Source organism: Vibrio furnissii CIP 102972 (assembly GCF_000176175.1).
GTDB lineage: Bacteria > Pseudomonadota > Gammaproteobacteria > Enterobacterales > Vibrionaceae > Vibrio > Vibrio furnissii.
The window spans coordinates 1561279-1575728 of record NZ_ACZP01000014.1 but is presented as its reverse complement, the minus strand read 5'-3'; the positions used below and the strand labels follow the sequence as shown (position 1 = coordinate 1575728).

10 protein-coding genes are annotated in these 14450 nt (G+C 50.1%); 7 read left to right on the top strand and 3 right to left on the bottom strand.

Translation table 11 applies throughout. The features are described from left to right. The first annotated feature begins 46 nt into the window (after positions 1-46). From VFA_RS17385 to VFA_RS17355, 7 genes are all read left to right on the top strand, one after another. Entirely contained in the window at positions 47-1444 is a 1398-nt protein-coding gene (locus VFA_RS17385) for an SLC13 family permease (protein WP_004728176.1), read from the top strand. A 270-nt stretch (positions 1445-1714) separates the two neighbouring features. Beyond that, positions 1715-2827 (top strand): response regulator, encoded by a 1113-nt coding sequence (locus tag VFA_RS17380; protein WP_004728175.1) that lies wholly within the window; start codon positions 1715-1717, stop codon positions 2825-2827. Between the two features lie 35 nt (positions 2828-2862). Then, entirely contained in the window at positions 2863-5286 is a 2424-nt protein-coding gene (locus VFA_RS17375) for a sensor histidine kinase (RefSeq protein WP_004728174.1), read from the top strand. A 325-nt stretch (positions 5287-5611) separates the two neighbouring features. Next, entirely contained in the window at positions 5612-6502 is an 891-nt protein-coding gene (locus tag VFA_RS17370; protein ID WP_004728173.1) for a formate dehydrogenase accessory sulfurtransferase FdhD, read from the top strand. 10 nt (positions 6503-6512) lie between these two features. Then, positions 6513-8822 (top strand): FdhF/YdeP family oxidoreductase, encoded by a 2310-nt coding sequence (locus tag VFA_RS17365; RefSeq protein WP_004728172.1) that lies wholly within the window; start codon positions 6513-6515, stop codon positions 8820-8822. A gap of 155 nt (positions 8823-8977) precedes the next feature. Continuing rightward, entirely contained in the window at positions 8978-9292 is a 315-nt protein-coding gene (locus tag VFA_RS17360; RefSeq protein WP_004728170.1) for a cupin domain-containing protein, read from the top strand. A gap of 238 nt (positions 9293-9530) precedes the next feature. Then, positions 9531-11483 (top strand): diguanylate cyclase, encoded by a 1953-nt coding sequence (locus tag VFA_RS17355; RefSeq protein WP_232281743.1) that lies wholly within the window; start codon positions 9531-9533, stop codon positions 11481-11483. Positions 11484-11648: 165 nt separating this feature from the next. Here VFA_RS17355 and VFA_RS17350 read toward each other — a convergent pair whose 3' ends face one another. The 3 genes from VFA_RS17350 to VFA_RS17340 form a co-directional block, all read right to left on the bottom strand. Then, the gene (locus VFA_RS17350) at positions 11649-12458 is read right to left on the bottom strand and encodes an EAL domain-containing protein (protein WP_004728168.1); all 810 of its coding nucleotides are present in this window, start codon (positions 12456-12458) and stop codon (positions 11649-11651) included. Between the two features lie 355 nt (positions 12459-12813). Further along, positions 12814-13602, bottom strand: a complete 789-nt coding sequence (locus VFA_RS17345; protein ID WP_004728167.1) for a lipase family protein — start codon at positions 13600-13602, stop codon at positions 12814-12816. 166 nt (positions 13603-13768) lie between these two features. Next, positions 13769-14404, bottom strand: a complete 636-nt coding sequence (locus tag VFA_RS17340) for a hypothetical protein (RefSeq protein ID WP_038152390.1) — start codon at positions 14402-14404, stop codon at positions 13769-13771. Positions 14405-14450: the final 46 nt, after the last annotated feature.

Below are 14450 nucleotides of genomic sequence, written 5' to 3'. Positions count from 1 at the left end.
TGCTTACGTTTTATGCAAACTTTCTTGGACTGTGGAGTCAGTCGTTATGACCAATCAATTGCGTGCTAAACCGGTGATCATTGCGGTGGCCATTCTGCTGGCGGCGGCGCTGGCGTTTTATCCATTTGCGGGCCAAACGGCCAATTTTTCTCAAAGTGCGGCTGTGGTGCTGTTGACCTTGGTGTTCTGGAGTACCGGGCTGTTTCCCCCATTTCTGACCGGTTTATTGTTTTTCGCGCTGGCCACGGTCTTCCACTTAATCGAACCCACGCTGCTGTTCGCAGGGTTCGGATCCACCGCCGTTTGGCTGATCATTTCAGGCTTTGTGATTGGTTCGGCCATCTCCGTCTCCGGGTTGGGGAAACGCCTAGCGTCGTTTATCGCACCGCATCTGACGGCGAGTTACCCGCGGTTGATTGGTGGTTTGGTGTTCACATCGGCGCTGTTGGGGTTTGTGATGCCATCGTCTGTTGGCCGAGCCGTGGTGCTTATTCCGATCGGTATGGCTCTGGCTGATGCGGTGGGATTTACCAAAGGCAGCCACGGGCGTTTGGGCATCGCAACATCGCTGGCGATTGCGTGTAATATGCCAAGCTTTGCGGTGCTTCCGGCCAATATTCCCAACATGATTTTGGCGGGGGCGAGTGAAACGCTGTTTGACATCCATTTTGGTTACACCGAATACCTGCTGTTGCATTTCCCCGTGTTGGGGATTGTGAAATCAATCGTGTTGGTTTGGCTGGTGGTGCGCATTTTCCCCGCGGAGATCGATCCCAAATGTTTGGTTCCCGAACCGCAAAGTGATGGATTTGCATCGACACAAGCGATGCAAAAGAAAGTCTCGATTTTGCTCGCCATTACGCTGTTGTTCTGGATGACCGACACCATTCATGGCGTCAACCCTGCTTGGGTGGGCTTGGTCACGGCAATCATCTTATTACTGCCAAAATGGGGCGTGGTTGAACCCAAGGCGTTCAACAGTTCGGTCGACTTTGGCACTGTGGTGTTTGTGGCATCGGCGCTGGGGCTTGGTGCGTTGGTGAATGCATCGGGGCTTGGCACCGAAATGGGCGCTTTGTTTAGCCACATGTTGCCATCGGATCCGAATACGCCATTTCTGAGCTTTATGGCATTGTCACTGATTTCAACATTAACCGGTTTGGTTGCCACCATCCCCGGTGTCCCAACGGTTCTGACGCCGATGGCGGCTGATTTCGCGAACGCCACTGGATTTTCTGTGCCTGCGGTGTTGATGACGCAAGTGATCGGGTTTTCGACCGTCATTTTCCCCTACCAGGTGGGGCCACTCATTGTGGCGATGCAATTGTCCCATGAACCCTTGTCTAAACTGGTGAAAGTGACCCTGCCTCTGGCGGCGATCACCATCATGGTATTGATGCCACTCGATTACGTGTGGTGGATTGTATTGGGTTGGATGCAGTAATCACGCTGAATCTGGCGGTATCTTTGGCTCAGCGTGGCGCGGAATATCGTGCAACGCGCCAATCGGCCGCCAATTCTTGTTTGTTCATAAGAAATAGACATTTATCACTCCGTTGTATTCACGCGGCGACTAATATCAAAAGAAACTGAATGGTTTGTTGGGGTTTACGACACCAACAGTCAGGCTCAGCACGTTTAGAAAGTGCGATTGCAAATCAACCGTGTGTTGATGCGACGACAAGGTTCGTTCGCAGTGAAGAGGAGTCTCCAGATGTTTGATGTGTCGTCGTCTAAACCGACGTTGCTTGTGATTGATGATATTCCTGAGAACTTGACGCTGATGTATCAACTGCTCAAGGAGGAATACAAAATCAAAGGTGCAAACAGTGGCTTGAAAGGGATCAGCATTGCTGAAAGCACCAGCCCCGATCTCATTCTGCTCGATATTATGATGCCGGATATGGATGGTTTTGCCGTGTGTGAACAACTCAAGGCCAATCCGACCACGGCGCATATTCCTGTCATTTTCCTCACCGCCAAATCAGAACAACTCGACGAATACAAAGGGCTCAAACTGGGCGCGGTGGATTACATCACCAAGCCGATCCATCCCGACATTGTCAAAGCGCGGGTGCGAGCACATGTGTCACTCAAACTTGCCCATGACATTCTGCGGGGTGAAAAGGCCTCTCTGGAAAACGAGGTGGCGCGTCGGACGCAAGAATTGGTTCGACAACGCGAGGAACTGCATACCATTCAAGACGTCGCGTTTTATGCCATGGTTTCGTTGGCCGAGACACGCGATAACGAAACAGGCAACCACATTCGCCGGACGCAAACCTACATCAAACTGTTGGCGGAAAACCTGCGCAACAATCCACATTACGCCTTGCAACTCGACGATCGCACCATTGATCTGCTGTACAAATCCGCGCCGTTACACGACATCGGCAAAATTGGCATTTCCGACACCATTCTACTCAAGCAAGGCAAGCTGACCGAAGATGAGTTTGAAATCATGAAAACGCATACCACGATTGGCTATGAAGCGATTCAAAAAGCGGAACTGGTGACGGGAAAATCGATCGAATTCCTGCGTTATGCCAAAGACATCGCGTATGCACATCATGAGCATTGGGACGGGCGCGGCTACCCGCTTGGACTGGCAGGAAACGATATTCCTCTTGCGGCGCGCTTGATGGCCATCGCTGATGTGTACGATGCACTTATCAGTCGGCGTGTGTATAAGCCAGCATTCACCCATCGAGATGCGGTGCAGTTGATTTGGGAAGGGCGTGGAACTCATTTTGATCCGGACATCGTGGATGTGTTTATGGCGATCAATGAAGAGTTGTACGCTGTTGCGCTTCGCTATGCCAATTAGCGCATCAAATACACTGGAAGCAGCGTGGTAGAACGATGAAATCAAACACCATCACGACACAAGCTTGGGTCTGGCGTTCCATGGTGAAAACCGGGATCATTCCGCTGATTTTGGTGGAGTCGGTATTGATCGCGGTTTATCTGCTCAGCCACCATTTTATCAGCGCCGATAACATGCGTTATATCAACGAGCAAGTGAACAACGAACTCAAACTTTCATCGCAGCGAGAAACCGAAATCATCGGTGAAAAGCTGAAAAACATCGCCAGCCTAACGGCATTATACCGCCACGAAACAGAGCGCATTTTTGCTACGCCTGTCGGCGAAATCGACACTGAAAAAGCCAACCTTCAACTCAGCGAAAGCGGTGTACTGTATTCATTGCGCGATGAAGGCGGGGCGGCATCCTATTATTCGGGGTTGACGACAAACAAGCAGATGGCAAAGGTTTACCAACTGGCGAATTTGGATCCGTTGATGAAACAGATCAAAGAGAACAACGATCTGGTGGCCGCGGTCTATTTCAACAGTTGGGATTCCTACAATCGAATTTATCCTTGGTTTTCGACCTTGGCGCAGTACCCGCCTGACATGAATATCCCGGATTACAATTTCTACTACTTGGCGACTTATCCCTACAATCCTCAAAAAACGGGGGTGTGGACGGATGTGTATATTGATCCCGCCGGTTTGGGCTGGATGGCATCCTCCATCGCGCCGGTGTATCACCATGGTTTTTTGGAAGGCGTGGTCGGGCTGGACATCACCGTGAGCGCCATTGTCGAAAGCATTCAACACTTGTCGGTGCCGTGGAATGGCTACGCGGTGCTGGCAAGCAATACGGGCACCATGATGGCGCTGCCGCCACAGGGCGAGCAGGATTTTGGCATGCAGGAGCTGACAGAGCACAACTATCAACAAGCCATCACACAAGAGGTGTTTAAGCCGGATCAATTTAACCTGCACAAACGTCCCGACACGGCCATCTTGAGTCAACAACTGAGCCAGAACGCGCAAGGTATTACCCAGATGACATTACAGGGTGCGAAGAAACTTGTGGCGTGGGCGACGATTCCTGAAACGAAATGGCAACTGTTGATGATTGTGGATGAAAGCAAGATGTTTGCAGAATCTCGGTTGCTCGAACACAAATACCAACGCATTGGTTACGTACTGATCGTCGGTTTGATTGGCTTTTATGCGCTGTTTTTGATGTTCATTTGGCTGTCTTCGAAGCAAATGAGTCAAGCCATTGCGCAGCCGTTGGCGACGATTCAAGACATGGTGCACAAGGTCAGTCTGGGAGATTTCAACGTCTCTCATCGCCGTTTCCGACTCAAAGAGTTAGATGACACCGCAGATTCGGTGATGCGTATGGGCGACAAGCTCGACAAACTGACGGGCGCGCTAAAAGACGCCAAGCTCCAAGCTGAGAATGCCAACATGGCCAAAAGTCAGTTTATTTCCAATATTAGCCATGAAATTCGCACGCCGATGAATTCGATTCTCGGCATGTCGCATCTGTTGATGACATCGAACTTAAGCGATGATCAGCGCAATCATCTGATCACCATCGATAAATCGGGGAAACATCTGTTGTCGCTGATCAACGATATTTTGGATATGTCGAAAATCGATGCGGGCAAAGTAGACATTGAAGAGATCCCGTTTGATCTCGCCGCGTTGGTGTACGATGTGCATGACATTTTCGAGTACAAAGCCAAAAAACATGGCGTGAAACTGCATCTGGATTTGGACAAATCATTGCCGCCATTGTTGGGCGATCCTTTCCGAATCAAACAAATCATGCTCAATTTTGTCAGCAATGCGATTAAGTTTACCGAACAAGGGGATGTGACCATTCGCGTTCAAGGTGCGGTGACGTCAGAATCGGTGTTCGCGTTACGCTTGAGTGTTGAAGACAACGGCATTGGCTTAAGCACCGACGATCAAATGAAAGTGTTTGAGAGCTTTCAACAAGCAGACGCATCAACCACGCGTAAGTACGGCGGTACCGGATTGGGACTCGCCATTTGTAAACGGATTGCGCATTTGATGGGGGGCGAAGTCGGGGTTGAGAGCCGACTCGGTGACGGCAGCACATTTTGGTTGACGCTCGATCTGAACATCGATACCACGCAGCGTTTAGCACTTCGCCGACGCGAAGAAGCGCAGGATGCGCACGAGATGTTGGTCGAACCGAGTCAGCAAAGTTGCGACCAGCTGGATTTCTCCGTGCTGGAGTTCAAGTTACAACACTTGTATGAACTGCTCGCAGAGAACGATCTTGAAGCGGTGTATGACTTCATGCAAAACAAGTCTTGCTTCGAGAAAGCCAATCCCGAACTCAGTATGAAGCTGGAAACGGCGGTGTCGGCGTATGATTTTGACCACGCCTTGCAGCTCGCGCGGGAATTCCGTGAGTTTTTGTTGGAGCGCATCAACGAAACGACGGGATAAATGCGGCGCATCTCCCCGAATGGTTGCAATTGAATGCGACGTTTCATTAATGGAATATTATTTTATCATTATGATTGGTTGTGCATATTGCACATCATTGGTGTCGAAATGATAGAACTATGTATCGAAAGTTTGCGAAAAGTAGGTTAAATAAACCATGGCTAAAATATGGTTTTGTTGACCAAACGCAAAGTGAGGAGTAGTTTTCCGCTCAACGTGTGTAAACACAGCTCCCACTTTACACGACAAGCATCGGATCGAAGTATCGCCGACGGTGCGACTTGCTATGCTTATCGTGAAAGTCAGTCAGCCAATAATAAGAATCATGTTAGAAGAAACCACCACCTCGATCCCTCAGAGCGCTCAATCTGAGGGGGTTGTTCGTGTTCATCGTCAACGTTTCGATTGCGAAATGGGACTGACGCTTGAACGCGATGCGCTCGCCATCGAAGAACCGTTGCAGATCAGTGTGCAATGGCACGATCCCGTTACACATCGTCGCCACATTCAAGAGTGGAGCATGACCATGCGTACGCCGGGTGAAGATGCGCATTTGATTCGTGGTTTGTTGTTGTCACAGCAAATCATTGATTCATTCGACCAAATACTCGATCTCAACCTCGCTGATGACGAAACGCGTCATGCGGCCAATCATTGGGTTGTTACGCTGCCTTATCAACAAGCGTTGCGAATTCAAACCCAAGAGCGTCGTTATGTCAGTCAATCGAGTTGTGGCCTCTGTGGATTAACCTCGGTGAAGGCGCTGGCGCTGCACCAGGATATTCATGTCGATAGCGAATCAGCGTGGTTAACTTCAGACCAAATCATGCAAATGCCAAGTACGCTTGCGTCCCTTCAACCGCTGTTTGCAGACACAGGCGCGGTGCATGGCGCGGGTTATTTTGCTGAGGGACAATTGATTGCGGCGGCGGAAGATGTTGGACGTCATAACGCCGTCGATAAGCTGATCGGGAGAGTGATTGGAGAGCAACGCTGGCATCCGCAAGGGGTGTTGATCCTCAGTGGACGTGTCAGCTTTGAGCTCATGCAAAAAGCGGCGATTGCCCGTATTCCGGTGGTGGTCGCCGTTGGCGCACCTTCAAAACTGGCCGTCGATATGGCGCGCCAATTTGACATCACACTCATCGGTTTTACCAAACGTCAGCAGTTCAATATTTACCACGGTCATTCGCGGTTGCAGTCAGTGAGAAAGTGAGAATTATAAAATGAGTATTAAAGAATATACCGGGTCAGCGGGTGGTTGGGGCGCACTGAAAAGTACCGCGCATCATCTGTTCAAAAGTCACAACGTTGCCAAAAATATCTCTAACCTATTGAGAACCAACCAAGATCATGGGTTTGATTGTCCGGGCTGTGCTTGGGGTGAAAAACATGTTCCAGGGCGTTTTCGTTTCTGCGAAAACGGCGCAAAAGCCGTGAACTGGGAAGCCACCACACGCCGCGTTGGCGCTGCATTTTTCGAGCAATATTCTGTCAGCTGGCTGAACAAGCAAAGCGACTATTTCCTTGAATATCAAGGACGTTTGGCTGAACCGATGCGCTACAATGCCGAAACGGATCACTACGAACCGATCAGCTGGGACGATGCGTTTGCATTGGTGGCCAAGCATCTCAATCAGCTCGAACATCCGAATCAAGCGGAGTTCTACACCTCTGGCCGCGCCAGCAACGAAGCGGCTTTTCTCTATCAGTTGTTTGCTCGCCGCTTTGGGACGAATAACTTTCCAGATTGCTCCAACATGTGCCATGAAGCCACCAGCGTCGCGTTAGCTCGCACGATTGGGATTGGTAAAGGCACCGTGACGATTGATGATTTTGAAGAAGCTGATGCGATCTTCCTGTTTGGCCAAAATCCGGGGACGAACCACCCACGTATGTTGGAAACTTTGGCCTCAGCCTACAAACGTGGTGCGCGTGTGGTGGCGTTCAATAACCTGAAAGAGCGCGGATTGGAGCGCTTTACCAACCCGCAGAATCCATTTGAAATGCTCAGCAATGGCTCAACGCCCACCACCAGTGATTATTTCATGCCCAAATTGGGTGGCGACATGGCGGCGGTGCGGGGGCTGGTCAAAATTCTGTTGGCGCGTCACGAGAAAGCGCAAGCGCGCGGCGAATCTGTATTTGATTTGGCATTCATCGCACAACACACCGAAGGCATGGAAGCGTATCTGGATGTTGTACGTACCACGCCATGGGAACAGATCGAACAACAATCGGGTCTCAGCCAAGCAGAACTGACGCAAGCGGCCGATATTTACCAAAACGCTCAACGCGTGATTGTTACTTGGGCCATGGGCGTTACCCAGCACAAACACTCGGTGGCCACCATTCAGGAACTGGTGAACTTGCAACTGTTGTTTGGTCAGGTAGGTAAAGATGGTGCTGGTCTGTGTCCGGTGCGTGGTCACTCCAACGTGCAGGGTGACCGCACGGTGGGCATCAATGAAAAACCGCCGGCTGCGCTGCTGGAAAATATTGAGAAAGCCCTTGGCTTTGCGCCGCCAAAAGCGCACGGACATAACGTTGTGAACGCACTGCAGGCCATGAGTCGCGGTGAAAGCAAAGTGTTTATCGGCTTGGGGGGCAACTTGGTTGCTGCCGCGCCGGATACCGCGCTGGTGGCGAACGCGATGCGCAATTGCGAGCTCACCGTGAATATCGCAACTAAACTCAATCGCAGCCACGTCAATCCGGGGAAAGATTCACTGATTCTGCCGTGTTTGGGGCGTACTGATATCGATATTCAAGCCGCAGGGCCACAGAAAGTGACGGTTGAAGATTCGTTCTCCATGGTGCATGCGTCATCAGGCCGCGTCGACATGACCGGTGAACTGATGCGTTCTGAGCCGGCGATCATTGCGGGCATGGCCAAAGCAACGCTGGGCGACAACAATCCGGTTGATTGGCAATCGATGGCGGACAACTATGACAACATTCGCGATTTGATCGAGCAGATCATTCCGGGGTTCGATCAGTTCAATCAGCGCATTGCGGGGCCCGGTGGTTTTTACCTTGGCAACTCAGCGCGCGAATTGAACTGGAAAACGGCGAGTGGAAAAGCGCAGCTCACCAACAACGCGCTACCTACATCGATTATTCCGGTTGAAGCGGAACAAATGACCAGAAAACCGGTGTTTGTGTTGCAAACCATGCGTTCTCACGACCAATACAACACCACGGTCTACGGTTTTGATGATCGTTATCGTGGCGTGTTTGGCGAGCGCAATGTGGTGTTCATGAATGCGAAAGATATTGAGCAGCAAGGTTTGCAAGCGGGCGATTTGGTTGATATTGAAACGTTGTGGACCGATGCCGTGAAGCGTCAAATTGTCGGGTTCAAAGTGGTGGCGTTTGATATTCCAAAAGGAAACGTGGCCGCGTATTTCCCAGAAGCCAATGCGCTGATTCCCCTCAGCAGCAAAGGGGACTTGAGTGATACACCGACGTCGAAGTCGATTGCGGTGGTCATCACGCCAACCCAAGTCGCGCCGTTACTCGCAACCGCCCAATAATCGCCGCAAGCCCACTGATTCAGTGGGCTTTTTTTTAGGTGACAATGTCACTAATAAGTGTCACAAATCAACATCACCACAAACGTCACCAACAAACATCACAAAGAATGCCACAATGTGTTGTGGCACGACCATGTCATAGGAACGGTGAGCACATGAATCTATTTGAAGCAATTCCAACGGCACTCCCGGATGAGCAATTTAAGGCGTTGCTACAACGGCCGAACCTTCGTATCGAACGTATCTTGTCTCATGGGCACACATCCCCCAAACAGGGTTGGTACGATCAAGAGGAACATGAATGGGTGTTGGTGCTACAAGGCTGCGGGACGGTTGAGTTTGACAACGGCGAATCACAGACCTTGCACGTGGGCGACTACTTGAATATTCCAGCCCATACTCGACATCGCGTCACTTACACCGACCCAGATGATGTGACACTTTGGTTGGCGGTGTTTTATCCCGCATGACGTATGATGCTCGTAACGTGACAATGTCACGTCAAAAAGACGTAATTTGATGTATTGATGTGCGTTATTGTTTAGTTTAACGCATGCTGTTCGTAAAAGTGTACGATTTTTGCAGCGAACGTGCCGACATCATGCGCCAAATGCCAGATTATCATAAAAACGCTTCGGTATGATTTTGGAAGTTCGGTATACTGCGCACTTCAAACACAACGATCATCATCAGAGCGGAAGATATTACGTGGCACCGTTACCACATCAACAGCACGCCCACCAACAAGACGAGTTGGTGTCAGCTCGCGTCTATTCGAAGTCCTTACATCATCAAGTTACCCAATCCGTGCAACGTGGGCGGATGACGCTCAATCACCTGATGTGGCTTGTGCTGCTTTTCTTTGTGGTTGGCCCGTTACCTGCGTTTGCCCAATCGCCTTTGGTGTTAACCGATCGCAGTGATGCGGTGATTCCGCTGAGTGGTAAAGCGGAGTACTTTCGCGACACATCGGCACAGCTGACGATACAAGACATCATCGCCCGCAGCGACGATTTCCAAAATACGGCACACACGCAAGAGATGAATTTTGGCTACACCCAAAGTGCGGTGTGGTTAAAGCTGGCTGTTACGTCCGACATCACGCACATTCAAAACCGAGTTTTGGAGTTTCAATACGCCTATTTAGATGACGTGCGTTTTTATGTGGTATCGAATCAAGGGATCGATACCTATTACTCTGGACGCAATGTTCCTGTGAATCAATGGCCGCTCGCCAGCCGTAAACCGGCATTTCCGATCATGTTCCATCCCGGTGAAGCGGTCACGCTGTATGTGCGCGGTGAAAGCCACGCAGCGCTGGCGATGAGCGTAAATTTGATGACGCAGCAGGCGTATGCCAAATCAGACACGCGCACATTGGTGGTGTTATCGCTTTACTACGGCATGTTGATTGCGCTCGGTAGTTATAACTTGTTGCTGTTTATTGGCTTGCGTCAACGAATCTTTTTGCTCTACGCCAGCTTTGTTTTCACCTTTGCGCTGGCCGCATCCAGCATGAATGGCATTGGCCCATTGTTGCTGTGGCCGGACATCACACACGCGTCAGATCGCGTGGTGCCGACCGGTTACAGCATCGCCGCAACGCTCGCATTGATGTTTGCGCGCCGATTCTTGAACCTAGCAACGCATGCGCCGCGTTGGGACAAATTTGTGTTGTCGGCCATTGCAGTGTGGGGCGCTTGCGTGGTCGCAACATGGTTTACCGATATTCCGCTCGCGTTCAAGATCATGTCGATTCAAGCGGTGTTAACCACCATCAGCCTGCTCACGGTTGGGATTGCTGCGGTGCGCTTGAAAATCCCAGCGGCGAAGATTTTCGTGCTCGCTTGGTCGTTGCTGCTGGTGGGCACATCGCTGCTCTCAATACGCAATGCCGGTTTGTTGCCCTCGAATTTCTTCACGGTATACAGCATGCAAATTGGCTCGGCTGTCGAGATGTTGTTGTTGTCGTTTGCCTTGGTGGCGAAGTTTAACGATCTCAAACGTCAGAAAGAAAAAGCCCAGGCCGATTTAGTCAACACATTGATTGAGCAAGAAAAGGTGTTGGAGACTCGCGTCGCGGCGCGCACGGCGGAACTGGAGCAGGCCAAAAGCCAACTCGAAATGCATGTGACCGTTGATTCGCTGACCGGGATTTTGAACCGCCGCGGACTCAACCGTTACTTTGAAACGCTCAAGTCACGGGCAAGCAGTGCGGACGACACCGCCATTGTGGTCTTGATTGACCTTGATGAATTTAAGCCGGTGAATGATCAGTATGGTCATGAAGCGGGTGACATGTTGCTGCAAACATTGGCGCAGCGCATGAGGTCACGACTTCCTGAGCATGCTGGATTGGGGCGTTTGGGCGGCGATGAGTTTGTCGCGCTCTTTGCTGGGCAAACGGGACGCTCTAAACACGAATTAGAACAGATTGGCGTACAATTGCTGGCGGCTATCTCCGAGCCGATTGCGCTTCATTCGGATGTAGTGGTTCATGTTCAGGCCAGTATTGGGGTTTCGCTCTGTACCATTGCGCCTCATTCGTTTGCAACGGCGCTCCGCGCGGCCGATACGGCGATGTATGACATCAAGCACAATGGTAAAAATGGTGTGGTGGTGGTGTCTGACGTACCCATCCCAGAGCACGCCACGCTGTAAATGATCCCCCTTTCAATGGATAAGCGTTTAAAAGGGCCATCGCGCAAAAAGGACATAGCGCAAAAAGCACTGTGCTTAAACGAACAAGAGATCAGCCGCATTCTGATCTCTCGTTTCTCAATCGTGTGGTTTGTGAATCGAACGTTCTGTAAATCGAATAGTTTGTTATTGTCCCATCGCCATTTTCATGCCGCTTTGAGTCTGTGTTGGCACGATCGCTTCTGGCATGCCGAGGTGATAGCCCTGAAACATGGTGATATCCAGCGCTTGCATCGCACTCAACTGCTGTGCGGTTTCGATGCCTTCCACCACGGTTTGAGCATTCGCTTGTTTGGCGACGTCAATCGCATTGAGCAGCAAACGCGTATTGCCTTGCATGTATTCAGTCAACAAGTGACGATCAAACTTAATGATATCCGGTTGCAGTAATTCGACACGCGCTTGGTTGGACGCGCGGCATCCGAAATCATCAATCGCAATGCCATATCCCTGGCCGGAAAGTGAACGTGTGGCGATTTTAAGCTGTGCATCGTCGTCCGATTCTAGCTCCACCAATTCCATCACAACTTGATCATGGGTTAACGACAATTCATCTAAGCGGTGTGACAGCAGACTATCACTGAGGTGTTGATTGACGGCATGGCCACTAAGCGGCAATACATTGAGAAACAGTTTGAGATGACGGTAATGAGAGAGGGCGAAGTTGCGCAGGTGAATCAAGCGGCTCAGGTATTCGACATTGAGTTTGTCGATCAAGCCATACAGTTCAGAGTGAAAGAAGCGATCGGGGCGTATCTGCGTGTGGTAATGCGTATAAATGCGGACGAGGGCTTCGACGCCAACCACACGTTGTTCACGTGCGAAAATGGGTTGGAATACGCTGCGTAACGTTAGACCTTTATAATGAGCAATGTATTGTCCATCCGGATCGAATGTGACGTATTGCTGATACTGCTGTGGGTCAGAGAGAATCATACAATCTTTGTAATCCTTGATTAATCACGGTGCTTTTGCGTCCATGCCGTGTTTATTTTGACAATAGCCATAATATTGACGAACTGGGTTCGATGTCAATCGGATAAAAACTTTTAAATTCAGGGCCGATCCATGATTCCGAGCTTAAAGCGTTCATTTTGATCTATTTTTGATCAACGTTATGCTCATGATTTAAATAACACTTTAATTTACATGAGGTTATATCTACCCGAGTGACATCACATATTTATCTTCTCAATGTTTTGTCACATTTTATCTGTGGCATGACACTCCCGTTACTATGTAAGCGCGTCTCTTCTTGCGGGAAAATGTCGACCGACGTCAAACTTTGCGTTTAGCGCTCATCAAAAAAATCTTTGTTGCGAATGTAACGACTCATCAAATGGTAAGAAAATGGGCGAATCAGCCACGATACCAACGATCGACCCAAACGAATAAACGTCGGGGTGTTTTCATAGATCTTGCCATTGTGTAACCAGAGTAGTTTCCCCACATGCCAATAATAGAGTGGAATGGGGGGGAGAAAGGTCACAACATCCAGATCGCAACACACGCGGTAGGTTCGGTGTGACAACTGGTAACGTTGATGAAAACGATACCCGCCAATCGCCGGTTGGCCAAAGGTCACCACGCGCTTGATGCATTTCGGGTGGCGCGTTTCCAGCAGATCGGCCAGAACGCAGCCTATCGCACCGCCGGATGAATGACCGGTGATCGTCACATGTTTACCCTGAGCGATCAGCGGTTCAACGTAACTCAGCAGGCGTTCGAAGACACACAAGCCCAGCGTATCGCTGTTGTAACCGGGCAAGCTTTCTTGATGAATTAAGTAATGAAACCCAGCATGAATTGGATACGGCAACCCAAGTTGCGGCGTCGAACGCTTCCACAGGGCTAAATTGAGCACCCAATCCGCCAGAGAGTGCGAGCCTTTGATCACCACAATCACTTCATCGTCGCGTTTACTCCACAACACACGCATCATGATTTTGCCGAATCGGTTGTAGACGATCCGCTGCCCATTGGGATCAAACCCATAATTGGTTTGTTTGAACACACGCGGATAGGCCAAATTACATAAAACGGCATAGCGTTCATATTGATAGCGCTTGAGGCTTTTCACATGGATGCAGGATGAGTGGCTTTGGTGACCACTATGCGAGATAAAGATGAACCTTATGTGACGAAATCGCCCTGATAGGGTTGGACTGATAGAGTTGGATAAGATTGATACGGCTAGATAAGATGGCGCCGCAATCGGGTTGTAAGGATTGCGACGCTATATTGGGTTAGGCCCATTGCAACACGGCGTACAACTGAATGTACTTGCGGACCAGTTGTTGATTCTTCGAACGCTTAAGTGGGTGACCAAACTTTATATAACAAGGGCTGATATGGAAAAAGGTGTCTAAAGCTTGCGTCAGTTGGGATTCGCTTTCGTACAGCGTGATACCTTGAGCGTTGTAATCATCGATTTCGTCCGGGAGTTGGCCGGTCCACCAATGCAGGAGTTCGCGGCTTTTGTGGCTGCGGCTGATCCAGTGGTCGGTTAGCAGAAGCAGCAAATCGTTGGGTTGGATGGCATACCCGTATTCTTGCTTCCACTGCGTGATGTCGCGCATCAATTTGTCATGACAAGTTTTCCCCGCGCTGACCATGTGATGCGTGAGCACCCAAACTGTCCCTGCGTCGCTACTGATGCGATAGTGATGTGGCTGTTCGGTTTGAGAGACAGATTCAATCGGTGCGTATTCACAGCGATGGCCAAATTCGGTCAGTGTGCGTGCCAGACGCCGGGCAAATGCCAAACCAAGGTGATGTTCGCTCATGCCCTGATTATGAATCGTCGGGTAGTGCTTTTCACACAGCTTTAAGCAATCCGCCTGGAATTCATTGACACTTTGAGTGAGGATGTCCAGTAACAACGCGTTGTTCTCCATTACGAAAGCTCGATAAGATTATCACAGTTGC